Origin of the sequence: Vibrio sp. 10N.222.52.B7 (assembly GCF_041474275.1) — a bacterium.
GTDB classification, from domain to species: domain Bacteria; phylum Pseudomonadota; class Gammaproteobacteria; order Enterobacterales; family Vibrionaceae; genus Vibrio; species Vibrio crassostreae_C.
On record NZ_JBFRTU010000022.1, the window covers coordinates 17,883 to 41,898 of the forward strand.

The 24,016-nt window shown below is 44.9% G+C and carries 18 protein-coding genes and 2 tRNA genes; 4 read left to right on the forward strand and 16 right to left on the reverse strand.

The features are described 5' to 3' along the window. Positions 1 to 118 precede the first annotated feature (118 nt). The 10 genes from infB to rlmE all read right to left on the reverse strand — a co-directional run bounded on the left by infB (position 119) and on the right by rlmE (position 10,888). Positions 119 to 2,809, reverse strand: a complete 2,691-nt coding sequence (gene infB, locus AB4512_RS08640) for a translation initiation factor IF-2 (protein WP_017059231.1) — start codon at positions 2,807 to 2,809, stop codon at positions 119 to 121. A gap of 22 nt (positions 2,810 to 2,831) precedes the next feature. After that, entirely contained in the window at positions 2,832 to 4,319 is a 1,488-nt protein-coding gene (nusA, locus tag AB4512_RS08645) for a transcription termination factor NusA (protein ID WP_017059230.1), read from the reverse strand. A gap of 35 nt (positions 4,320 to 4,354) precedes the next feature. Further along, positions 4,355 to 4,810, reverse strand: coding sequence for a ribosome maturation factor RimP (rimP, locus tag AB4512_RS08650; protein ID WP_004738265.1), 456 nt, complete (start codon positions 4,808 to 4,810; stop codon positions 4,355 to 4,357). 234 nt (positions 4,811 to 5,044) lie between these two features. Next, positions 5,045 to 5,121, reverse strand: a tRNA-Met gene (locus AB4512_RS08655). Positions 5,122 to 5,174: 53 nt separating this feature from the next. Next, positions 5,175 to 5,259 (reverse strand) — tRNA-Leu (locus AB4512_RS08660). 16 nt (positions 5,260 to 5,275) lie between these two features. Beyond that, entirely contained in the window at positions 5,276 to 5,608 is a 333-nt protein-coding gene (gene secG, locus AB4512_RS08665; RefSeq protein WP_017059392.1) for a preprotein translocase subunit SecG, read from the reverse strand. A gap of 294 nt (positions 5,609 to 5,902) precedes the next feature. Beyond that, positions 5,903 to 7,243 (reverse strand): phosphoglucosamine mutase, encoded by a 1,341-nt coding sequence (gene glmM / locus AB4512_RS08670; RefSeq protein WP_017059393.1) that lies wholly within the window; start codon positions 7,241 to 7,243, stop codon positions 5,903 to 5,905. 21 nt (positions 7,244 to 7,264) lie between these two features. Continuing rightward, positions 7,265 to 8,095, reverse strand: a complete 831-nt coding sequence (gene folP, locus AB4512_RS08675) for a dihydropteroate synthase (RefSeq protein ID WP_102393175.1) — start codon at positions 8,093 to 8,095, stop codon at positions 7,265 to 7,267. 88 nt (positions 8,096 to 8,183) lie between these two features. After that, complete coding sequence (gene ftsH, locus AB4512_RS08680; RefSeq protein WP_017068905.1) at positions 8,184 to 10,151, reverse strand: ATP-dependent zinc metalloprotease FtsH; 1,968 nt, start codon at positions 10,149 to 10,151, stop codon at positions 8,184 to 8,186. Between the two features lie 107 nt (positions 10,152 to 10,258). Beyond that, complete coding sequence (gene rlmE, locus AB4512_RS08685) at positions 10,259 to 10,888, reverse strand: 23S rRNA (uridine(2552)-2'-O)-methyltransferase RlmE (protein WP_017059396.1); 630 nt, start codon at positions 10,886 to 10,888, stop codon at positions 10,259 to 10,261. Between the two features lie 115 nt (positions 10,889 to 11,003). Between rlmE and yhbY the strand changes: the two genes are divergently transcribed. Next, the gene (gene yhbY, locus AB4512_RS08690) at positions 11,004 to 11,300 is read left to right on the forward strand and encodes a ribosome assembly RNA-binding protein YhbY (RefSeq protein ID WP_004738252.1); all 297 of its coding nucleotides are present in this window, start codon (positions 11,004 to 11,006) and stop codon (positions 11,298 to 11,300) included. 125 nt (positions 11,301 to 11,425) lie between these two features. Here the strand turns inward: yhbY and greA are convergent, their stop codons facing one another. Next, positions 11,426 to 11,899 carry a transcription elongation factor GreA gene (greA, locus tag AB4512_RS08695; protein WP_017059397.1) on the reverse strand — a complete coding sequence of 158 codons (474 nt, stop codon included), beginning with the start codon at positions 11,897 to 11,899 and terminating at the stop codon, positions 11,426 to 11,428. A 511-nt stretch (positions 11,900 to 12,410) separates the two neighbouring features. Here greA and AB4512_RS08700 point away from each other — a divergent pair. Together AB4512_RS08700 and dacB are read left to right on the forward strand one after the other, a co-directional pair. Beyond that, positions 12,411 to 13,478, forward strand: a complete 1,068-nt coding sequence (locus tag AB4512_RS08700; protein ID WP_017068904.1) for a porin — start codon at positions 12,411 to 12,413, stop codon at positions 13,476 to 13,478. 112 nt (positions 13,479 to 13,590) lie between these two features. Continuing rightward, positions 13,591 to 15,018 carry a serine-type D-Ala-D-Ala carboxypeptidase gene (dacB, locus tag AB4512_RS08705; protein WP_372174760.1) on the forward strand — a complete coding sequence of 476 codons (1,428 nt, stop codon included), beginning with the start codon at positions 13,591 to 13,593 and terminating at the stop codon, positions 15,016 to 15,018. Positions 15,019 to 15,143: 125 nt separating this feature from the next. On the opposite strand, the gene AB4512_RS08710 is transcribed toward dacB, so the two are convergent. Both AB4512_RS08710 and tyrS read right to left on the reverse strand, forming a co-directional pair. Beyond that, entirely contained in the window at positions 15,144 to 15,989 is an 846-nt protein-coding gene (locus AB4512_RS08710; RefSeq protein ID WP_017068902.1) for a magnesium transporter, read from the reverse strand. Between the two features lie 437 nt (positions 15,990 to 16,426). Then, positions 16,427 to 17,614, reverse strand: coding sequence for a tyrosine--tRNA ligase (gene tyrS / locus AB4512_RS08715; RefSeq protein WP_372174761.1), 1,188 nt, complete (start codon positions 17,612 to 17,614; stop codon positions 16,427 to 16,429). Between the two features lie 129 nt (positions 17,615 to 17,743). On the opposite strand from tyrS, the gene AB4512_RS08720 reads away from it, so the two are divergent. Continuing rightward, positions 17,744 to 19,033, forward strand: coding sequence for a peptidoglycan DD-metalloendopeptidase family protein (locus tag AB4512_RS08720; protein ID WP_372174762.1), 1,290 nt, complete (start codon positions 17,744 to 17,746; stop codon positions 19,031 to 19,033). Between the two features lie 96 nt (positions 19,034 to 19,129). Here the strand turns inward: AB4512_RS08720 and AB4512_RS08725 are convergent, their stop codons facing one another. The 3 genes from AB4512_RS08725 to erpA all read right to left on the reverse strand — a co-directional run bounded on the left by AB4512_RS08725 (position 19,130) and on the right by erpA (position 23,966). Further along, positions 19,130 to 22,219 carry an efflux RND transporter permease subunit gene (locus AB4512_RS08725; protein WP_372174763.1) on the reverse strand — a complete coding sequence of 1,030 codons (3,090 nt, stop codon included), beginning with the start codon at positions 22,217 to 22,219 and terminating at the stop codon, positions 19,130 to 19,132. A 10-nt stretch (positions 22,220 to 22,229) separates the two neighbouring features. Then, complete coding sequence (locus tag AB4512_RS08730) at positions 22,230 to 23,354, reverse strand: efflux RND transporter periplasmic adaptor subunit (RefSeq protein WP_372174764.1); 1,125 nt, start codon at positions 23,352 to 23,354, stop codon at positions 22,230 to 22,232. A gap of 270 nt (positions 23,355 to 23,624) precedes the next feature. Continuing rightward, positions 23,625 to 23,966 carry an iron-sulfur cluster insertion protein ErpA gene (gene erpA / locus AB4512_RS08735; protein ID WP_004734539.1) on the reverse strand — a complete coding sequence of 114 codons (342 nt, stop codon included), beginning with the start codon at positions 23,964 to 23,966 and terminating at the stop codon, positions 23,625 to 23,627. Positions 23,967 to 24,016: the final 50 nt, after the last annotated feature.

Here is a 24,016-nt window from a genome sequence, read left to right on the forward strand (position 1 = left end):
GAAAGATGGGGGGCTTGGTAATAACCAGCCCCCCATGGTGTATTCAACAACCGATTACTTATTACCTTTACTAGTAATGTTAGTAACCTTAGTCAATATGTCGAGTCGTACAGACTGATTAGTCTAGAGTACGTTTAACCTCAACGATTTCGAATACTTCGATCTGGTCACCAACGCGAACGTCGTTGTAGTTCTTAACGCCGACACCACACTCGTAACCGTTCTTAACTTCTTGAACGTCATCTTTAAAGCGACGAAGTGACTCTAGTTCACCTTCGTAGATAACAACGTTTTCACGAAGTACACGGATTGGGTTGCTACGCTTAATCGTACCTTCAGTCACGATACAACCAGCGATTGCACCAAGTTTAGGCGACTTAAATACGTCACGAACTTGTGCAAGACCAATGATCTCTTGACGGAATTCAGGAGCAAGCATACCGCCCATCGCCTGTTTAACTTCGTCAATTAGTTGGTAAATGATTGAGTAGTAACGTAGATCTAGGTTTTCGTTCTGAACCGTGTTACGCGCAGTTGCGTCAGCACGAACGTTGAAACCAAGGATGATAGCGTTAGAAGCTGCAGCAAGCGTTGCATCAGTTTCAGTAATACCACCAACACCAGAACCTACGATGTTCACTTTCACTTCGTCAGTTGACAGTTTCAGTAGAGAGTCAGCAATCGCTTCTACAGAACCTTGAACGTCAGCTTTAAGTACCACGTTAAGCTCAGCAACTTCGCCAGCCGTCATGTTCGCGAACATGTTCTCTAGTTTCGCTTTTTGTTGGCGAGCTAGTTTAACATCACGGAATTTACCTTGACGGTAGTTCGCAACTTCACGTGCTTTACGCTCATCACGTACAACAGTCGCTTCATCGCCTGACGAAGGAACACCAGAAAGACCTAGAATTTCTACAGGAATAGATGGACCTGCAGTTTCGATGTCTTTACCGTTTTCATCACGCATTGCACGAACACGGCCGTACTCTTGACCACAAAGAACGATATCGCCTTTGTTTAGAGTACCAGACTGTACTAGTACTGTTGCAACTGGACCACGACCTTTATCAAGACGAGATTCAACAACAACACCAGACGCCATGCCTTCTTTAACCGCTGTAAGTTCAAGAACTTCAGACTGAAGAAGGATAGCTTCTAGAAGACCATCGATGTTTGTACCCTGTTTAGCAGAGATGTGAACGAAGATGTTCTCACCACCCCATTCTTCAGGGATAACGTCGTATTGAGCTAGCTCATTCTTAACGTTGTCTGGGTTTGCACCCTCTTTATCGATCTTGTTCACAGCAACAATCAGAGGAACGCCTGCCGCTTTCGCGTGCTGGATTGCTTCGATTGTTTGTGGCATTACGCCATCGTCTGCTGCAACTACAAGTACAACGATATCTGTCGCTTGAGCACCACGAGCACGCATAGCTGTAAACGCCGCGTGTCCAGGAGTATCAAGGAAAGTGATCATACCGTTGTCAGTATCTACGTGGTAAGCACCAATGTGCTGCGTGATACCGCCAGCTTCGCCAGAAGCAACGTGTGCTTTACGAATGTAATCAAGTGTTGAAGTTTTACCGTGGTCAACGTGACCCATGATAGTAACAACAGGAGCACGACCTTCAGCGATAGCATCGCTATCACGGTCAGCTAGTACTGCTTCTTCAAGTTCGTTTTCTTTACGTAGGATTACCTTGTGACCCATTTCTTCAGCAACAAGTTGTGCTGTTTCTTGGTCGATCACTTGGTTGATAGTCGCCATAGCGCCCATCTTCATCATTACTTTGATAACTTCAGTTGCTTTAACTGACATTTTGCTAGCCAGTTCAGAAACAACGATAGTTTCGCCGATAGCAACGTCAGATTTAGCAACAGTTGCTGACTTATCGAAGCCTTGCTGCATTGAAGTTGGTTTAGCAAGCTTACCTTTACCGCCACGACCACGCTGGTTACGACCACCACGGTTGTTTGCAGGTTGGTTAGCAGGAGCTGCTTTCTTCTTGCGACGACGAGGTGCTTTCTCATCTTTCTTATCTGCCGCATCTTCAGCTTCACGAGCGTAAGTAGAAGTAGTCACATGGTAATCCGCAGATTTCTCTTGCTCTTTCTTCTTCTTCTCTTCTTCAGACCAACGTTCTTGGTTCTCTTCTGCTAACTTACGAGCTTCTTCAACAAGCTTAGCTGCTTCAGCTTCTGCTTTACGAGTTGCTTCTAGCTCTTGACGAGCTTTAAGTTCATCCGCTTCTTTTTTCGCTTGTGCGTTAGCGTCTGCATTTTTTGAATTCATGTCTTTTTTAGCCTTTTCAGCTTGTGCGCGTTGAGCCTTCTCTTCAGCTTCACGTTTTGCATCCGCTTCACGTGTTACTTTTTCTTCAGCTTCGCGCTGTGCTTTCTCTGCAGCATCACGTTTCGCTTGCTCTTCAGCATCGCGTTGTGCTTTCTCTTCCGCTTCACGATTAGCTACTTCCTCAGCTTCACGTTTCGCTTCATCTTCAATAGTGCTGCGCTTCACGTAAGTACGCTTTTTACGTACCTCTACTTGAACATCCTTACTCTTACCGCCTCCAGCGGCAACACTTAGCGTGCTGCGGGTCTTGCGTTGAAGAGTTAAACGAGTCGGTTCTGTTTCGCCTGAAGTATCGCCGTGCTCCTTTTTAAGGTGCGTTAGCAATGTTTGCTTCTCTGAATCAGTCACTTGATCCGACCCTGCTTTCTTCATGCCTGCATCAGCAAGTTGTTCAATTAAGCGGTCAACTGGCGTACCAATCTCTTCACTCAGTGCTTTAACTGTTAATTGTGTCATACCGCTTTCTCTCCTTGCTGAATTATTCTTCGTCGCCGAACCAACAGATGTTACGCGCAGCCATAATTAGCTCGCCTGCACGCTCTGCAGTTAGGTCTTCGATGCCTTCTAGTTCATCAACGCCTTGGTCAGCTAGGTCTTCCAGTGTCGCAACGCCTTTTGCTGCTAGCTTGTAAGCCATTTCACGCTCAAGACCTTCAAGTGCAAGTAAGTCTTCAGCAGGCTCAACACCGTCGAAAGTTTCTTCTTTCGCTAGCGCTAGAGTAGTCAGTGCGTCTTTTGCGCGGTTACGTAGTTCTTCAACGATACCTTCGTCTAGACCGTCTACTTCAAGAAGCTCGTTCACAGGAACGTATGCTACTTCTTCAAGCGTAGAGAAGCCTTCTTCAACAAGCATTTGAGCAAAGTCTTCTTCAATGTCTAGGTGCTTCATGAAGTTTTCAATAGAGGCAACTGCTTCTTCTTGGTGCTTCTTCTCAAGATCAGCAACAGTCATTACGTTCAGTTCCCAACCAGTAAGTTGAGACGCTAGACGTACGTTTTGACCGCTACGGCCAATCGCTTGTGCTAGGTTATCCGCTTCAACAGCGATATCCATAGAGTGTGCGTCTTCATCAACGATGATTGAAGCAACATCAGCAGGAGCCATTGCGTTGATTACGAATTGAGCCGGGTTATCATCCCAAAGAACGATATCGATACGTTCACCACCAAGATCGTTAGAAACAGCTTGTACACGTGCGCCACGCATACCAACACACGCACCAACTGGGTCAATACGTTTGTCGTTTGTTTTCACAGCGATTTTAGCACGAGAACCAGCGTCACGTGCAGCACCTTTAAGTTCAATTAGCTCTTCACCAATCTCAGGCACTTCAACACGGAATAGTTCAGCTAGCATTTCTGGCTTCGAACGAGTAACGAAAAGCTGGAAACCACGAGCTTCTGGTTTAACTGCGTAAAGAAGACCACGAACACGGTCACCTGGACGGAAGTTTTCACGAGGAAGTTGGTCATCACGAAGGATTACCGCTTCAGCGTTGTTACCTAGGTCTAGAATAATAGTGTCACGGTTAACTTTCTTAACTGCGCCAGTTACTAGCTCGCCTTCGTTATCGATGAACTGCTCAACGATTTGAGCGCGTTCAGCTTCACGTACTTTCTGTACGATAACTTGCTTAGCCGTTTGAGTCGTAATACGGTCAAACGTTACTGATTCGATATCATCTTCAATGAAACCGCCAAGTTCGATCTCTGGGTCATCGTACTTTGCAGCTTCAATAGAGATTTCTTTTGTTGGGAATTCAACTTCCTCAACAGCTTCCCAACGACGGAAAGTTTCGAAATCACCCGTTTTACGGTCAATTTCAACACGAACTTCAATTTCTAGTTCGCTTTTCTTTTTTGTTGCCGTTGCAAGCGCGATTTCAAGCGCTTCAAAAATACGCTCACGAGGAACTGCTTTCTCATTTGAAACAGCTTCTACTACCGCCAAAATTTCTTTGTTCATTAATCTAGCCTCTTAAGCTCTTCTCTCTAGGAGAACTAAAATTTAGGGATCAGGTTAGCTTTCGCAATATTGCTCAGGACGAATTCTTCTTCTTGTCCTTCAACCAATACTTTCACTGTCTCGCCTTCGATAGATTGGATATCACCTTTCCATTTACGACGGTTGCCGACAGCCATTTTCAAAACGATGCTTACCTCGTGACCAATAAATTGTTGGTAATGCTCTGCTTTGAACAGTGGTCTCTCTAAACCTGGTGAAGACACTTCAAGGTTATAAGCCACTGAAATTGGATCTTCAACGTCCATTACGGCACTTACTTGGTGGCTAACTTCAGCGCAATCATCTACATTGATACCGTTTGGTGAATCGATGTAAATACGTAGCGTTGAGTGCTCACCAGCACGAATAAATTCTAATCCAACTAACTCATAACCTGATGCTGCTACTGGAGCGTCAAGCATTTCAGTAAGTTGTCTTTCTAAACCAGTCATTTAACCACTCCAGAAACAAAAAAAGGGCTCAAAGCCCAATTTAAATTCCAAGCAAACATTATCTAAATACATTTACAAATGCTTAGATAACAAAAAACCCCGTATAAGCCGGGGTTTTTGTTGCTGGACCCTTATATGTTAAGTGCCATCACATTCGATATCGCACCTAACTCACAGTGAGGTTCACACTGTGCAAACTTGCTACCAATACAAGCTATATAATAGCATTGAAATTGGTTGCGGGAGCCGGATTTGAACCGACGACCTTCGGGTTATGAGCCCGACGAGCTACCAAACTGCTCCATCCCGCGTCCGACTTGCGAGCATTATACGCCCAACAAGATGTTTTACAAGTTTGTAAACATGGTGCCGAGAGAGGGACTCGAACCCTCACACCCTAAGGCACTAGCACCTCATGCTAGCGTGTCTACCAATTTCACCATCTCGGCATCAAATCTTTACAGATTATTGTGGAATTTCGTCGCCTTGCGCCGGAACTTCACTCACTGCATCATCAGCTTGTTGAATCACCTGACCTTGGGTCGGGTCAATCCATTGTGACTCAGTTTTATGTGTAGACATATTACCAAGCACTAAGCTAAGGATAAAAAATGTAGTTGCAAAAATTGCAGTCATTCGGGTAAGGAAATTTCCTGAGCCACCAGCACCAAACACAGTGTTTGAAGCGCCAGCACCGAAAGAGGCTCCCATATCTGCGCCTTTACCTTGTTGAATCAACACTAGGCCAATTACACCAAGCGCTGCCAACAGGTAAATCACAAGTAGAACTGTAAACATTTTTCCACCTATGTTCCTAATTGTTGAGCCAGCGCCGTTCAAAAAACTATTTTTAAGAACAAGGCTAGCGACCTCCTAACTGAAGGCCGAGCAATACTAGCGAATGCGACGATGGCTGACAAGGAGAATTTGCTAAAAAATAAGCCTTTACCAAGTGAATGGTCAAAAAAAGGTCAAAAGCGACACAAAACTCATTTATGTCTCTTTTGACCGTGATATCTTTTGACCGTGATATAAGTCAACCACTTCTAATCACAAGCGCTATTCGCTGCGCCAGCTAAGTAAAAGGTTAAATTAGCAGTTTGCTTTTACTGCATCTGCAATCTTAAGCGCTGATGCTTGAACAAGCTCTGCATCTTCGCCTTCAACCATGACACGCAGTAGTGGCTCGGTACCAGACTTGCGTAATAGTACACGGCCTTTCTCGCCAAGCTCTGCTTCTACTTCAACAACCGCTGCTTTTACCGCTTCGGCTTCTAGTGGGTTTGAATCTCCGCTGAAACGAACGTTTTCTAGAACTTGAGGGTACAACGTCATGCCCTGAGACAACTCATTCAGTGTCATTTCGCTATCAACAACTGAAGCCAAAACTTGCAGAGCAGCAACGATAGCATCACCCGTCGTCACTTTATCTAGTAGGATAACGTGCCCCGAGTTTTCAGCGCCGATCTTCCAGCCTTTAGCAAGAAGCTGTTCCATTACGTAACGGTCACCAACAGCAGCACGTACAAACGGAATACCTAACTGCTTAAGGCCGTTTTCCATACCCAGGTTGGTCATTAGTGTACCAACAACGCCGCCTTTCAACTCACCGCGACGCAGTGCATCACGAGCAATAATGTAAGCGATTTGGTCGCCATCAACTTTGTTGCCTAGCTCGTCAACCATGATGATACGGTCACCATCACCATCAAAGCCAAGACCTAATGCCGCTTTTTCTTCAAGCACTTTTGCTTGCAGAGCACGTACATCCGTCGCACCGACTTCGTGGTTGATGTTAGTACCGTTTGGCTCAACACCAATCGCAACGACCTCAGCACCCAGTTCTTTAAATACAGCAGGCGCAATGTGGTAAGTCGCACCATGTGCACAATCGATAACGATCTTCATGCCAGCTAATGTCATTTTATGTGGGAACGTACTTTTACAGAACTCGATGTAACGGCCAGCCGCATCGTTCAAACGTACTGCTTTACCTAGCTCTGAAGAATCAACACATTCGATGTCTTTATCCAACTCTGCTTCAATTGCCAACTCGATATCGTCCGGCAGTTTTGTTCCCTCAGAAGAGAAGAACTTGATACCGTTATCGTAGTATGGGTTGTGTGATGCAGAGATAACAATACCGGCTTCAGCGCGGAAGGTTTGAGTTAGGTAAGCCACAGCAGGTGTTGGCATTGGGCCAGTAAACGTAGCCTGAAGACCAGCAGCAGCAAGGCCAGCTTCTAGCGCTGACTCAAGCATGTAACCAGAGATACGAGTATCTTTACCAATGATGACTTTCTTTGTGCCTTGCTTCGCAAGAACACGACCCGCAGCCCAGCCAAGCTTCAGAACAAAATCAGGTGTAATCGGGTACTGGCCTACTTTGCCACGCACACCATCTGTGCCGAAATAACGTCTTTTATCAGACATAGTGATTTTCCTTAATTATATTTAGTGATTGTTGTTCATCACTTCGATTATTTTCATCGCTTCCAGTGTCTCCTCGACATCATGAACGCGAATAATTTGTGCGCCTTTCATCGCGGCAATCGTCGCGCAAGTGACGCTTGCGACCATGCAGTCGGCCGGAACCTTGTCTAGCAATTTAAAGATCATCGATTTTCTCGACATCCCCGCTAAAACAGGTAAGCCTAACGAATGAAACTTTTCAAGGTGCGCTAATAGGTGGTAATTATGCTCAATGGTTTTACCAAAACCAAAACCAGGATCCAGAATCAGCTGATCTTTTGATATACCAACAGCCTCACAAGCCTCCACCCTTTCTTTTAAGAACGCTTCAACATCCATTAGGACATCATCGTAATTAGGGTTAGCTTGCATGGTTCTTGGCTGACCTTTCATGTGCATCAGGCAAACGGGCACATTAGCATCGGCGGCCGCTTCTAAAGCTCCGGGCTCTTGCAGTGCGCGCACATCATTGATCAAATCAGCCCCCGCTTCAACGGCTTGGCGCATCACTTCAGCTTTACTGGTATCAATGGAGATCCACACATCAAACTTAGCGCGAATTGCTTTAATGGCAGGAATAACGCGAGCGAGCTCTTCTTCTAAAGGAACGTCAGGCGCTCCCGGGCGAGTTGATTCACCACCAATGTCAATAATGCTAACACCAGCTTGAATCATTCGCTCTGCTTGCAGTAAAGCATTATCTAATGAATTGAATTTTCCGCCATCAGAGAAAGAGTCAGGCGTAACATTGAGGATACCCATCACATGTGGGCGGTCTAAAACGAGCGTTTTATTATGTGCTTTTAATATCATGGAAGGTGGGTCTTAAAGGTAAAAACATCTAGGGCTAGAAACAGAAAAACCCTGAGCGTACTCAGGGTTTTAATTTATAACTTAGCGATTAAGAATCTTTGTTTTGAGCATCATCTGTTTCAGATTTAACTTCTTCAACTTTCGACTCTTCAGCTTTTGGTTCCGCTTTAGCTTCTTCTGCCTTAGCTTCAGGTTTTGCTTCTTCCTTTGTAGGTTCAGCTTTTACCTGATCACCCCAACCAGCTGGATCACGAATCTCTTGCTTACGCTCCATCAAGTCATCAATTTGACCTGCATCGATCGTTTCGAACTTCATTAGAGCGTCTTTCATCGAATGCATGATATCCATGTTATCTTCAAGAATCTTCTTAGCTCTATCGTAGTTACGGTCGATAAGGATACGAATCTCTTCATCGATAAGCTTAGTCGTGTCATCAGAAACGTGCTTAGCTTGGCTCATGCCGCGACCTAGGAAAACTTCACCTTCTTCTTCTGCGTAAAGAAGAGGACCCAATTTCTCAGAGAAGCCCCACTGCGTAACCATCTTACGAGCAATATCAGTTGCACGTTCGATATCGTTAGACGCACCAGTTGACACTTTGTCTTTACCGTAAATAAGTTCTTCAGCAAGACGACCACCGTACAGGCTAGAAATCATAGACTCTAGATGTTGGCGAGACATGCTCACACGATCTTGCTCTGGCAAGTACATGGTTACACCAAGCGCACGACCACGTGGAATGATTGACACCTTGTACACTGGATCGTGTTCAGGTACCAAACGACCAACAATTGCGTGACCCGCTTCGTGGTAAGCCGTTGACTCTTTCACTTCTTCAGACATAACCATTGAACGGCGCTCTGCACCCATCATAATTTTGTCTTTCGCAAGTTCAAACTCAACCATAGATACATTGCGCTTGTTACCACGAGCAGCAAATAGCGCCGCTTCGTTCACAAGGTTCGCAAGATCTGCACCAGAGAAGCCTGGAGTACCACGAGCGATCAGCGACGGTTCAACATCACCTGATAGTGGCACTTTACGCATGTGTACTTTAAGAATCTGTTCACGACCACGTACATCCGGTAGACCAACCACAACTTGACGGTCAAAACGACCAGGACGAAGTAATGCAGGGTCTAGTACGTCTGGACGGTTAGTCGCAGCGATAACGATAATACCTTCGTTACCTTCGAAACCATCCATCTCAACCAACATTTGGTTCAGTGTTTGTTCACGTTCATCGTGACCACCACCAACACCAGCGCCACGTTGACGACCTACAGCATCAATTTCATCGATAAAGATGATACAAGGTGCCGCTTTCTTCGCTTGTTCGAACATGTCACGCACACGAGATGCACCAACACCAACAAACATTTCAACGAAGTCAGAACCAGAGATAGTAAAGAACGGTACTTTCGCTTCACCAGCAATCGCTTTTGCAAGCAATGTTTTACCCGTACCAGGAGGACCAACCAACAGGATACCTGTCGGGATCTTACCACCTAGCTTTTGGAAGCGGCTTGGGTCACGAAGGTAGTCCACAAGCTCTTTCACGTCTTCTTTTGCTTCGTCACAACCAGCAACATCAGCAAACATGGTTTTGATTTGTTCTTCGCTCATCATTCGAGCTTTACTCTTACCGAAAGACATCGCGCCTTTACCGCCGCCGCCGCCTTGCATTTGACGCATGAAGAAAATCCATACACCAATCAGTAAGATCATTGGGAACCATGAGATGAAGATAGTGCCAAGCAGGCTCTGCTCTTCAGGTGGTGTACCCTGAACTTTTACGTTTTGATTAATTAAGTCATCAAGTAGCTTTTGATCATAAACAGGCATGTAAGTTACATACTTAGAACCACCACCACGACGTGTGAAAGTGATTTCGCTGTTATTGAACTGTGCGTCTTGAATCTGGCCTTGGCCAACTTCCTGTACAAACGTGGTGTAATCTACTGCTCTGCCGTTACTTTCCCCAGGGCCGAAGCTCTGGAATACCGACATCAACACTACCGCGATAACAAGCCACAGAATTAAATTTTTTGCCATGTCACTCAAGGTGTAAGCCTCTCGATAACTAATTGTAATTAAAGGTAGGGTACTACAGTTTGTAACCTGTAGCCATGTTGTTAACTCTCACTCTTGGAAGAGAATCGTTAACCTTTGTAACCAGTGGCTACGATAAACACTTCACGAGATCGAGCTCGAGAAGAGTCGGGTTTTCTAACTTTTACTGTTTTAAACATCTCGCGGACGTCCTTAACGTATTGGTCAAACCCTTCGCCTTGGAATACTTTTACAACAAAACTACCATTGGTAGCTAGAACTTGTCGACACATATCCAAAGCTAATTCAACTAAATACATAGCTCTTGGCTGATCCACAGAATTGTTGCCTGCTATATTAGGTGCCATATCTGACATCACGACATCAACCATGTTTGGTTGTATACGTTCCAACAAGGCATCTAGCACAGCTTCTTCGCGGAAATCGCCTTGTAAAAAGCTAACACCAGCAATCGGATCCATTGGTAACAAGTCACACGCAATGATTTGTCCGTTGTCTCCAACAATCTTAGCAGCATATTGAGACCAACCGCCAGGTGCTGCACCCAAATCCACAATGGTCATCCCAGGAGACAGCAATTTATCTTTCGTTTGAATCTCTTCCATTTTGAAATAAGCACGTGAACGATAGCCTTTCTTTCTTGCTTCATTTGCGTACTTGTCGTCGAAGTGTTCCTTCAACCAACGGCCTGAACTGGCCGAGTGTTTCTGTTTGCTCATTGGATACCTAAATTGGAGGAAAGTACTAATTGCTGAATAAATTATAGTCTTCAGCTTTAGATGGCGTTAAAATAGGTTTTTTTCAACCCTAATAGTAAAGAAAATTGGCCGCGTAATGAACCTAAGTACCAAACAAAAGCAGCATCTAAAGGGCCTAGCTCACAGTTTAAAACCTGTTGTGCTAATGGGCGCAAATGGACTTACTGAAGCTGTTCTAGCGGAAATCGAATTAGCTCTAGACCACCACGAACTGATCAAGATTAAAGTTGCATCAGAAGACCGTGAGACTAAGCAACTGATTATCGATGCAATTGTACGTGAAACTAAAGCTGAGAAAGTACAGACTATCGGTAAAGTTCTAGTACTGTTCCGCCAGTCAGAAGCACGTAAAATCGAGATTCCACGTAAATAAGCGAGTTTGATATAAGCTAACTTCACTAATAGGAAGCCACAGCGCTTATCTTTTAGTGTAGCGTGAGAAACGAAAAAGGTCGCATTTAGCGACCTTTTTACTTATCAGAAACAAAGAAAATTCAATTAGATATATTCTACTTTGTCGATTTCGAAGTCTTTGTCACCACCAGGGGTAGAGATCATGACTTCGTCGCCTTCCATTTTACCGATAAGACCGCGAGCAATTGGCGATTTCACAGAAATGCGACCCGTTTTGATGTCTGCTTCGTCTTCTGAAACGATTTGGTAGCGGAACTCATCATCGGTATCCACATCAATCAGTGTCACTGTCGTACCAAAGATAATCTTGCCCGTATTATCCATTTGCGTTACATCGATGATCTGAGCCAGTGATAGCTTATATTCAATATCACGGATCTGAGCTTCACAAATACCCTGCTCTTCACGAGCGGCGTGGTATTCAGCATTCTCTTTCAGGTCACCTAGTTCACGTGCTTCACCAATAGCTGCTGAGATAACAGGGCGTAGCTTAAGTAGGCGATCTAATTCGTCACGTAGCTGCTGAGCGCCACGTACTGTCATTGGAACCTTTTCCATTTTTTACCTCTATGCCAAAGCTTTCTTTGGCCAACATAAATACACCCAACGTATTTATTGGGTGATAGAAACAAAACGATTTGACTTAGTGTAAACAAACTTTATGGCTAAATCACCTTTATTCCACTTTGCGTTATAAAAGCTTTATCTAGGTCTAAATTACAGACATCACAAAAATGAATAATAACCTCCCCATCAATAAGCGGAGAGCTAAATACCTAAAAAAACAAAAAACAAACAAAATAAACACAGATCACACTTTTATAAAATACACTCAAAAACAACCACTTAAACAAAAAAGATATAATAAAACAGTGTTCATTTTTTAGTTTTATATCATTTTACTAACTGACCATGGAACTTTAGAGGTAAAAAGTAACCCATGGATTGCACTGGCATTTTCAGACTTCTGTTCTAATCATGATTATGAAGCCTGATTAATACAGGCAATACACAAAAGGGTTCAAATCCTTAATAAAACTTCTATGGACAGTAATTAGGAAATAATAACATGAACAAGACTATGATCGCGCTTGCTGTATCTGCTGCAGCTCTTGCTACTAACGCAGTGGCAGCCGACGGTAAACAAGCTGGTGATATTGCCGGCACTTCTGTATACAGCTCAAACGGCACTTCTCTAGAGATCGGTGGTCGTGCGGAAGCTCGTCTATCGATGAAAGATGGCAAAGCTGAAGACAAAACACGTGTACGTCTTAACTTCCTAGGTAAAGTTGAAATCCAAGACGGCCTATACGGTGTTGGTTTCTACGAAGGCGAATTCACAACTGCTGAAAACGGCGGCTCTACTGATAACAACGACGGCGACATCACTAACCGTTACACATACGCTGGTATCGGCGGTACATTCGGTGAAGTTACATACGGTAAAAACGACGGTGCGCTAGGCGTTATCACTGACTTTACCGATATCATGTCTTACCACGGTAACTCAGCGGCAGACAAAATCGCAGTAGCTGACCGTTCAGACAACATGCTTTCTTACAAAGGTCAATTCCAAGACCTAGGCTTAAAAGCAAGCTACCGCTTCGCTGACCGTTCTGAAACTAGCGGTGAGTTCAACGACAACGGTAAAGATGGCTACTCTCTATCTGCTATCTACGCAATCGGTGATTCTGGCGTTAAGCTAGGTGCTGGTTACGCAGACCAAGATCAATCTAATGAATACATGCTTTCTGCATCTTACCGCATGAGCCACTTCTACTTCGCAGGTCTATTCACTGATGGTGAAAAACAAGCGACGACAGCAAACGGCGCTGAATACAGCAACAGATCTGTAGATTACACTGGTTACGAATTCGCAACTGCTTACACGCTAGATAAGACTGCATTTACACTAACGTACAACAATGCAGAAACTGACGGTGAAACTTCAGCTGACAACATTGCAATCGATGCAACGTACTACTTCAAGCCGAACTTCCGTACGTACATCTCGTACAACTTCAACCTAATCAGTGAAAATGATACGATCGGTACAACAAACCTAGTGTCTAACGGCAAAGCAAGCTCTGCAGACGCTGAAGACGAAATCGCTCTAGGTCTACGTTACGACTTCTAATTCTGATTACCTAATTGATTAATTAGTTAATTGAGAATCAAAACGCCCGCTCTCTAGCGGGCGTTTTTTATATCTGTATACTGAAAACATCAGCCATCCAAGACAATCTTCTATGCGCCTTCTATCCCCACTACTGCTATGTAGTTTTTCCATTAGCGCTTTATCTGTTAACGCATACGCCCCGCTAGATACACTGCCCGATGGTAGTAGTACGAGTTTGATCATCAAATCGTTAAGCAGTGGTTCAAGCGAGCTTAATACCAATAGCGATGACTTTTATCCACCAGCCAGCACGTTAAAACTGGTGACGGCTTTAGCGGCCAAGCTAGAGTTGGGAGATGACTTTCATTACACGACTAGCATTCTTCGTTCTGGCAATGATTCAATCATTTCATTTAGCGGCGACCCAACACTGCAACGTGAGCAGCTAAAAAGCCTGTTAACTCAATACGCTAAGTCTCAATCCAGAACCATCAAGGGCAATTTATATCTGGATAACACAGCTTATACCGGCTATCAGCGAGCGGTGGGGTGGCCTTGGGACATTCTAGGGGTTTGTTACAGCGCGCCTTCTAGTGCAATGACCTTAGACAGCAACTGCGCACAAGCCTCTATTTATACAAAAGGTAATGGCAACACTCGCGTTTATATTCCCGCTCACTATCCGATAGACGTGACGACCACCGCTGCCACGGTAACTCGCTCTGGGCAGAAGGCGACACAATGCGACTTGGAACTCATCACCACACCAGATAACGCTTACAAGCTCTCTGGTTGCTTGGTTGAGCGCAAAAAGCCACTGCCACTTAAGTTCGCCATTCAAAATCCAGAACTTTACACCTATCAAGTTGTTGCATCGCTTCTCAAAGAACTGAAAATAGAAGTAAAAGGTGATGTGATTATTGGTAAAAAAGAGAAAGCAGACAAAACCACGTTAGTCGCTAGTCACAACTCAGAAAAGCTTCCTGAACTGCTCGATATCATGCTCAAGAAGTCGGATAACCTTATCGCAGATAATCTAACTAAAACGCTAGGAGCGACATTTTATGTTCAACCAGGCAGTTTCAATAACGGTACTGAAGCGATAAAGCAGATATTGCTGACCAAGGCTAATATTGACCTCAGTAAAGCGCAGCTCGTCGATGGTTCAGGGCTATCTAGAAATAACCGAATGAGATCACAGACCATGGCTCAAGTGCTTCGTTATATCTGGGAAAACGATCAACAGCTCAACCTAATTGAGGCTATGCCTACATCAGGTGTAAATGGAACGCTCAAGTACCGTCCAAGCATGAGAAAAGCACCGATTCAGGGCAACATCACAGCCAAAAGTGGTTCTTTGTACGGAACGTACAACATGGCGGGATATGGTTTAGATGAGTCCGGGAAACCAAACTCTTTGTTTGTGCAGTTTATTCGTGATTACTTCCCTGAAGAGCAAGATCCAGACAGACCGGTAGAGGCTCCAATCACCCAGTTTGAGCGTGCTTTCTACAAAGATGTAGTTGAGTTCAGTCAAACACAAAGCAAATCGAAGTAATGTTTGGCTCTGTGTAAACTTCTACTCAAACAATAAAAATGGCGCTGAAGACCTTCAATCTGCAGCGCCATTTTTGTTTCTCAGATGTATTTAACTATTTTTATAGGTGCCCATTTTTATAAGAGCTAAGCAATTCCTAAAAATGAGTTCACCACAGTGAAGTAGATCCACATTCCTGAGATATCCACTATCGATGCAAGTACTGGACTTACTAACACCGCTGGATCAAGCTTAAATAACCTAGCAACTATCGGTAATCCGCCGCCGAGCACAGTTGATATGGTCACCTGAATGAATAGCGCTACCGCAATCGCTAACGCAATCATGTTGATGTCATAGCCACCTGTCGATTGGTTTTCACTGAATAGTAAAATACGCCCAATCATCACTACGGCAATCGCTAGAGCTAGACAAATTGCAACTCTAAACTCTTTCCACAGAACGTTAGCCCATTGGCGTTTTTTCAACTCACCTGTGGCTAAGGCTCTAATCACCAAAGTCGCGGCTTGTGTTCCGGTGTTACCACCAGCAGCAGCAATTACCGGCATGTAGATTGCCAAAAGTACCAACTGACTGAGAATGTCTTCATACTGAGCAATGATAAGCCCTGAGACGATTCCCAATAGTGCTAACGCAATAATCCAACCGATACGCTGCCTAACGTGGCTCATGACACCTGTAGAAAGATAGCCTTGCTGAGGTTCTACCTCTGAGTAGATCAGCCCTAGTTGGTGAGCTAGATGTCGAGAGCGCTTCTCAAAGCCCTGCTCTTCTAGCTCACTAAGTAAAGTCTGAATCGTACTCAAAGAGCATTGCCCCAGCACTAGCACCGCATCTTCGAGCGGCATTCGATTCAAAAGATTAATTTGTTGTTCACGTCCGTACTGTTGAAATGCATTCGATACAGCTTGGATGTCTTGCTCTGAGTACAGAGCTTCAATAGATAAAAAAGTGTTGTTCATTACCGTCATGGCGAATCTCCCGATTGGCAAAGGTAACGACCATCAAAACAAGTAGCCTACAGTAAGTACTTCACAAACATAAAGCGGTGTACACCAAGAGCGTAGAACTCGATACATAAAGCATATAACTGAGCGCACCAAGAGCTTAAAGCACTGGTGTGTCTACTTGTTAGAATCTAGAGTGTGGAAAAGAATGAAGGGAAAACAAAGATACCCTACCTGAACGGCAGGACAATAGATCAATACCGAGACAGGTTATTCTTCTCCATTCAAACTAGGAGGATGGTCGGTATTGTTCATAAAAATCTCCAGAATTACTGTCAATTTGACAGCGCGCATAGTGTAGCAATAGCCGTTCAAAAACTTCGTCAAATTCCTGTCAATAAATAGGGGTCAATAAAAAAGGCATCCGTAGATGCCTTTTATTAAATCATTGATGTACGTTATTACTTGATAGTAATACGAGCAAACTTACGCTTACCTACTTGGTAAACAGCTGTACCAGCTTCTGGTACCAGTTTGTTGTCTTCAACTTTCTCGCCTTCGATCTTAGCAGCGCCTTGCTTGATCATACGCATCGCATCAGAAGTCGAGTTTACAAGACCCGCTTCTTTTAGAACGTTCGCAATTGGCAGGCCTGCTTCGAATTCAAACTCCGGCATTTCATCAGGAACTTGGTTCTTAGCAAAACGGTTAACGAACTCTTGCTCAGCGGCTTCAGCATCTGCTTCACTGTGGAAACGAGCGATGATCTCTTTAGCAAGAAGCACTTTAACGTCACGCGGGTTCTTACCTGCATCAACGCCAGCTTTCAGTTCCGCAACTTCTTCAAGAGGACGGAAAGACAGCAGCTCGTAGTAGCTCCACATTAGATCGTCAGAGATAGACATGATCTTACCAAACATCTCGCTTGGTGCTTCGCTAATACCGATGTAGTTATGCGCAGACTTAGACATCTTCTTAACACCGTCTAGACCAACAAGTAGTGGCATCATTAGTACCGCTTGTGGTTTTTGACCTGCTGCTTTTTGCAGTTCACGACCCATTAGAAGGTTAAACTTCTGGTCAGTACCGCCAAGCTCAACGTCGCTCTCTAGTGCAACAGAGTCGTGACCTTGTAGAAGTGGGTACATGAATTCGTGGATTGCGATCGGTTGACCACCAGCGTAACGCTTTTTGAAGTCATCACGCTCAAGCATACGAGCAACAGTTTGGTTAGAAGCAAGACGAATCATGCCTTCAGCGCCAAGCTCAGATAGCCATTCAGAGTTGAAACGAATTTGCGTCTTCGCAGGATCTAGAATCTTGAATACTTGCTCTTTGTAAGTTTCAGCATTCTTCAATACGTCTTCGCGGCTTAGCGGTGGACGTGTTGAGTTTTTACCTGATGGGTCACCAACCATTGCAGTGAAATCACCGATAAGGAATGTCACTTCATGACCAAGCTCTTGGAAAGCGCGAAGCTTGTTAAAGATAACCGTATGGCCTAGGTGGATATCTGGAGCTGTTGGATCGGCACCCAGCTTAATGCGTAAAGGACGACCTTCTTTTAGTTTTGCAATCAGTTCGTCTTCTGGAATCAGTTCTTCTACGCCACGTTTGATCTCGGCTAGTGCAGCTTCAATACTCGCCATTCTTGTTCACTCCCACAGATTTGGCAAAAATACATTAATTAGACATCTTACTTGAATAGCGATGTATTTTGAAACCAGTTACACTATTCCGTCGTCGATTTTCATAATATTTACAGAACGAACTGGAACATGTTGTCTATTTTTGCACGCCTTCCTATTTTGCACCGGGCTTTTATCGCATTTTTTAGTGCCATAATTTTCGTCGCGATTTTCTTACTCCCCGACGTCAACAGTTTGCGTGACGATTCGGGCGCTTTAGTTGTAGGAAAACATTACCCACTGACTATCAATGCCTCTGCACTTATTAGCTCAAGTGACGCTCCACCGACCGCAGTGCTCAACTGGGAGAAATACACTGTTCGCTCTGGCGAAAGTACCTCTGTTTTATTTGAACGTATTGGCCTCTCATACCGCCTGCTGATCACGCTACTCAATACCAATGATGATATTAAGAAGCAGCTGTCTAACCTAAGACCTGGTGATGTCTTGCAGTTCGGCTTTGATGAAAACAACGACCTTATTCAGTTAAAACGACAACTTAGTGCGTTTGAAAGCTTCAAGATCACTAAATCTGGCGATTCTTTCTCATCAAGTTTCGACAAAAAAGAAGTGGCCTACCAATACAATTATGCCGAAGCCAACATCACCTCTAACTTCTGGAACGCTGGTGTAAGCGCAGGTTTAACCGCAAACCAAATTATGGAACTGGCGGGCATCTTCGGTTGGGATATCGACTTTGCGTTAGATATTCGTAAGAACGACAGCTTCAAAATCTTATACCAAGAGAAAGTGGTTGAAGGTGAAGTGGTTGGTCGCGGTAAGATCATGGCAGCCGTATTCAAAAACCAAGGTGATTCATTTACCGCGGTATTGGATGATAAGAGCGGCAACTACTTCGATGAGAATGGTCGTGCGATGAAGAAGGCGTTCTTGCGCTCACCAATTGATTTTCGTCGCGTGACATCGAACTTTAATCCTACCAGGAGACACCCAGTAACCGGTAAGATTCGAGCTCACCGCGGTACTGACTACGCAGCTCCTGTTGGCACGCCTATCTGGGCTGCCGGTGACGGTATTGTTCAGAAGTCAGGTTACAACCAATTCAATGGTAACTACGTGTTCATCCGCCACAGCAACACCTACATCACCAAATACCTGCACATGAAACGACGTATGGTGAAAACTGGTCAGCGCGTAAAACAAGGCCAAACCATTGGTACTTTGGGTGGCACAGGTCGTGTGACTGGTCCGCACTTACATTATGAATTCTTGGTTAATGGCGTACATAAAAATGCGCGTACCGTGAAATTGCCTCAATCTAAGTCGTTAACGGGTAAAGCAAAAGCAACCTTTATTGCCAACTCAGAGATTCGACTGAATAACCTTGAGCGATACGGCCAGTTGCTAGCGACTAATTAGGCTACTAGCGACCAATTAGATTAAGAGCCCTATAAACCAACGAAAAGAGCGCCCACCAAGGCGCTCTTTTTTATGTTCATCGAACCACTATATCTACTATTTTTCAGGCTTCTTGTCTCGCCCTAGCATTAATAGACAAGGGGTCAGCACCAGGGTCAATACTGTCGCGAATGCCAAACCTCCCGCAATTGCCGTAGCGAGTTGCGACCACCACTGCGTGCTCGGTGCACCGAACTCTATCTTTTGATTAATCAGGTCGATGTTCATCTCTAACACCATCGGCATCAAGCCTAAAATGGTGGTGACTGTAGTCAGCATTACAGGTCTTAAACGTTGAACACCGGTTCTTAGAATCGCATCTCGCTTATCCAAGCCTCTTTTAATCAACTGGTTATAGGTGTCGATCAGCACGATATTGTTGTTCACCACGATACCTGCCAGTGCAATCACTCCAATACCAGACATCACGATGCCAAACGGGCGCTGGAAGATTAGCAGACCAACAAACACACCAACCGTTGAGAACAACACCGCACTCAGAATCAGGAATGCTTGATAGAAGCTATTAAACTGAGTAATCAGAATCAAAGCCATTACCGCCAAAGCAACCAAGAAAGCACTTTGTAGGAAGGCGGAAGAGTTTTCTTGTTCTTCGTTTTGACCACGGATGCGAAATTCGACGCTACTCGGTAACCCTAATTCACTCAACGCTTGCTCAATCTTTGGCAGTTCGAGCGCAAGGTTATAGCCCTCTTCCATATCCGCCATGATGTTAACCACACGCTTACCATCGAGGCGTTTAATCGTATCTTGCTTATGGTCGGGAACAATTTGAGCAAAGTTAGTGATCGGCACCAAGCCAGCAGGTGTTTTGACTCTCAGCTGGTCGAAGCGACCAATATCCCTTTTATCATTCGGGTAACGTACCAATATATCGACCTCTTCTGAAGAGTCATCCGGCAGGTAATCACCAATCTTGAGACCATTAGTCACGAATTGAACGGTATTACCCACCAAGGTCGCATCAGCAGCAAAACGCGCGGCATCGTCGCGGCGAATATCCACCTTCCAATCGATGCCGTCTTTACTCGCGGTATCACTGATATTGGTCAGTGCTTGATTGCCATCAGCCCAACCTCTCACAATTTTTGCAGCCTGATTAAGTTGCTCTGGCGTTCGTGCCGATAGCTCAATCACTAAGTCATTTTCAACCGGAGGCCCTGCATCAGGAAACTTATATTCAATCTCAACACCAGCGTATTGGTCGGTCTGTACTTTTAGCTCATCAATGATCGCTTTAACGCTGCGGCGGTATTGCCAGTCAACAGGCGTAATTGAGATCAAACCAATCTGGTCGTCACCACCAGTACGCGTGTAAACGGTATCAAACTCATCATGATTGAGCATCATCAGTTCAATATCACGCATGATGTCATCCTTTTCTTGGATAGACAGATCACCATGAGAACGAACTTTGACATTAAAGAATGGCGGATCAACCTCAGGAAAGAACTCTGCACCTAGGCCCGCTTTGGAGTAAGTAAACCCAACCGCAACCGCGAGCAGTATCGCACTACAAAGAATCTTAAAGGGGTGCTTAATCGCGATCGACAGTGTGTGGTAGTACGCCTTGGTTAAGCCTGTGGCTTGTGAAAATTCGCCATTATGCAGTGCAACCATTCGAGCTTGGCTCTGAGACGATACGTATTGCGGTTTGCCAATCAAACCGCCTAATACGGGCACAAATAACAGTGCCATGATCAATGAGGCAGTTAATGTCGCGATCAGTGTTAATGGCAGGAACTTCATGAATTCGCCAGTCACATCCGGCCAAAACAGTAACGGAGCAAATGCGGCTAAGGTTGTTGCCGTCGATGCGGTTATCGGCCACGCCATCCGCTTCGCTGCATCTCGGTAAGCGGCTTTGCGCCCTTCACCCTCTTGCATTCGCCTGTCTGCAAACTCGGTCACCACAATCGCACCGTCTACTAGCATCCCCACCGCCATAATCAGCGAAAACAGCACCACGATGTTAACAGTTAAACCGAATACAGACAGAACCAATAACCCCGTCAGGAATGAACCAGGAATGGAGATACCCACCAATAACGCAGTACGCACACCAAGAATCGCGATGATAACGATCACCACCAAAATGATGGCGGATAGAATATTGTTTTGAAGATCATTAAGCATGATCTTCACATCTTTAGATTCATCCCAGGTGTATTTGACCAACAGGTTATTTGGCCATTCCGCTTGCTGCTGAGCGCCTGCCATTACCGCTTTGACTAGCTCAACGGTTTCGATGATATTCTCACCAGCACGCTTCTTGATATCCAACACCACCGCAGATTTGCCATCTAAACGAGCAAAGCTTTCAGGATCTCGAAACGCTCGACGAACCGTGGCCACATCGCCAAAAGTGACCACCTGCTTGCCATCGACTTTAATAGGTAGCTCAAGCACATCCTTTAAGGAATTAAACACCGAAGGTACTTTGACAGAGAAACGCCCATAACCCGTATCAACAAAACCAGCGGCAACCACTCGATTATTCAGAGCGATCAAGTTATAGATATCCGCTTGATCTAAGCTGTAGCTCTCCATCAATAACGGATCGACAATGATCTCAACAATGTCATCGCGATCGCCCGCAATATCGACTTCAAGAATTTGGCGATAGCTTTCTAACTTATCTCCAAGCTCTCGGGCAATTTGCACTATGGTGCGCTCAGGAACGGTACCGAATAGCACAACAGACAGAACAGGCTGCTCAGACGCGAGCGTCACCTCATTCACGGTCGGCTCATCACTGTCTTCTGGTAATTTTGGTTTGGCTAAATCGACAGCATCACGCACATCAGCCATCGCTTTGGTGAGATCAACGCCAACATTAAACTCCAACACAACTGAGGCGTGGCCTTCTGCTGCGGTTGCGGTCATCTCTTTTACGCCTTCAATCGACCTCAGCTCTTGTTCTATCGGCCTAACCAATAAACGTTCTGCATCGGTTGGCGAAATACCTTGGTGCCCAACAGAGACGTAAATAATCGGGATAGTAATATCGGGGCTCGATTCTTTGGGGATCGTGATATAGGTGACAACACCAGCAACCAAGATAAGCGCCAAAAGGGAAAGCATTGTTCGAGCACGAGACAAGGCTGCATCAATAATTGAATACATCGGCAATCTCCTACTCTGCGGTTACATTTGAGAGTTCAGCGACTTGCTCAACAGCAATCACCGAATCACCATCACGCACAAACCCTTGGCCTACTGTGATGATATCGACGCGTTGACCTAGCCCCGTGAGCCACACTCCATCTTGTTCGGCCTTTACTAGCTGAATGCCTACAAACTTCACCGTTGGTGAGTCATCGACTGAAACCAAGGTTTTGACCCCTAGGTTACCCGCCTCATCCAATGCTAGCATCGCCGGTGTTATCTTTATTGCATCTCTTGTTTCTAGGTTGAGTTTAACTTCGGCACTGACACCTGCTGGTAATAGGCCTTTAGAGTTATCGATTTCTATCTCGATTGGGAAGGTATTAGTAGCAACAGAAGAGATACGAGAAACATAGCGTAAACGGCCTTCCGCTTCTTCTCTTCCCAGCAAGCGGACCAAGGCGGACTGATTAACTAACAAATGCTGGATATGACGTTCACTGACATCGGCTTCGATGACCAGAGGATCGAGGTCAATCACGCCCGCAACAGGATCGCCAACCCCAACAAAGTCACCAAGCTCAACCATTAAGTCTTGAACCACACCCGAAAAGGGCGAAGTAATCACAGTATTCTTTAAAGCCAATTCCGCATTGCGCATCATGGCTTTTGCTTCTGTTAATGAAGCCTCAGCTGTGGTGTAGGCGATTTCACCTTGCAGTCCTCTTTTCTTCAGTGACTGCGCCGCTTTGAACTCTTTCTGCTTCAAGCGATATAACGCAGATGCTCGCTCTAGTTGAATCTCTAAATCACCCTTATCTATCTGGGCAATGGCTTGTCCTGCTTTAACCATCCCCCCCTTAACAACATTCAATCTGACAATCTTACCCGCGACTTCTGCACCTAGACGAGCATGCCTATCGGGCGCCGTTCTTCCATAGAGATCAATCGTTTTAAAGGTCGGTGATGAGGTAAATGTTTGAAAGGAAACCTTAGCCAACGGAATTTCTGTCGCCTTTTTTTCAGGTGACTCTTCTGCTTGCCCTACGCCGAAACCAAGCCAGATCGACAACAACACGACTAGAGTCAGAGAAACCAGCCACGGCTGCTTCAATTTCTGAAAAAGTGGTGAGTTAGAAAATAGAGTGGGCATAACAAATCCTTTTGTCCGATGTCATTCAGGCGCGCTAGTTGGCTTAATAGCGTGATGTGCAACTTCCTTATGCACAAAGGTAACCTTAACAGACCAATCCTCAACGAAGTTGGACGCTATCGACAGTTTAAAAAATATGCCGTGTACTAAAAATGAGAGGAATGCTTTGAAAAGTAATAAGTTACTAAGTAAAAACAAAAACGCCGACATAAGTTCGGCGTTTGAAATGTACCTAATACAGCTTTGAGCTCAAGCTATTTTCAACTCATGCTATACGCTGAATGATGCGCCACAACCACATGTTGTTGTAGCGTTCGGGTTGTTCACAAAGAAGCGTGCGCCTTCTAGGCCTTCAGTGTAATCAACCATGCCGCCCATTAGGTATTGTAGGCTCATTGGATCAACAACCAGCGTTACACCGCTGTTTACAATTGTAGTGTCGCCATCATTTACTTTTTCATCAAATGTGAAGCCGTATTGGAAACCGCTACAACCACCACCTGTAATGTATACACGCAGTTTTAGTTCTGGGTTTTCTTCTTCAGCAATTAGCGTTTGTACGCGGGTAGCTGCTGCATCAGAAAAAGACAATGGGATATTTACTTCGCTCACGACAACCTCTCTTACCTGTGTCAAAAACAACATGATACAAATCTAATTCG

Coding starts and splice junctions, on each gene's coding strand:
- rlmE (WP_017059396.1), bottom strand. CDS start 10,888: ATGAGCAAACAGAAACACTCGGCCAGTTCAGGCCGTTGGTTGAAGGAA.
- glmM (WP_017059393.1), bottom strand. CDS start 7,243: ATGTCTGATAAAAGACGTTATTTCGGCACAGATGGTGTGCGTGGCAAA.
- AB4512_RS08730 (WP_372174764.1), bottom strand. CDS start 23,354: ATGCCCACTCTATTTTCTAACTCACCACTTTTTCAGAAATTGAAGCAG.
- AB4512_RS08700 (WP_017068904.1), top strand. CDS start 12,411: ATGAACAAGACTATGATCGCGCTTGCTGTATCTGCTGCAGCTCTTGCT.
- folP (WP_102393175.1), bottom strand. CDS start 8,095: ATGATATTAAAAGCACATAATAAAACGCTCGTTTTAGACCGCCCACAT.
- dacB (WP_372174760.1), top strand. CDS start 13,591: ATGCGCCTTCTATCCCCACTACTGCTATGTAGTTTTTCCATTAGCGCT.
- nusA (WP_017059230.1), bottom strand. CDS start 4,319: ATGAACAAAGAAATTTTGGCGGTAGTAGAAGCTGTTTCAAATGAGAAA.
- tyrS (WP_372174761.1), bottom strand. CDS start 17,614: ATGGCGAGTATTGAAGCTGCACTAGCCGAGATCAAACGTGGCGTAGAA.
- AB4512_RS08710 (WP_017068902.1), bottom strand. CDS start 15,989: ATGACGGTAATGAACAACACTTTTTTATCTATTGAAGCTCTGTACTCA.
- greA (WP_017059397.1), bottom strand. CDS start 11,899: ATGGAAAAGGTTCCAATGACAGTACGTGGCGCTCAGCAGCTACGTGAC.
- secG (WP_017059392.1), bottom strand. CDS start 5,608: ATGTTTACAGTTCTACTTGTGATTTACCTGTTGGCAGCGCTTGGTGTA.
- infB (WP_017059231.1), bottom strand. CDS start 2,809: ATGACACAATTAACAGTTAAAGCACTGAGTGAAGAGATTGGTACGCCA.
- rimP (WP_004738265.1), bottom strand. CDS start 4,810: ATGACTGGTTTAGAAAGACAACTTACTGAAATGCTTGACGCTCCAGTA.
- AB4512_RS08725 (WP_372174763.1), bottom strand. CDS start 22,219: ATGTATTCAATTATTGATGCAGCCTTGTCTCGTGCTCGAACAATGCTT.
- ftsH (WP_017068905.1), bottom strand. CDS start 10,151: ATGGCAAAAAATTTAATTCTGTGGCTTGTTATCGCGGTAGTGTTGATG.
- AB4512_RS08720 (WP_372174762.1), top strand. CDS start 17,744: ATGTTGTCTATTTTTGCACGCCTTCCTATTTTGCACCGGGCTTTTATC.
- yhbY (WP_004738252.1), top strand. CDS start 11,004: ATGAACCTAAGTACCAAACAAAAGCAGCATCTAAAGGGCCTAGCTCAC.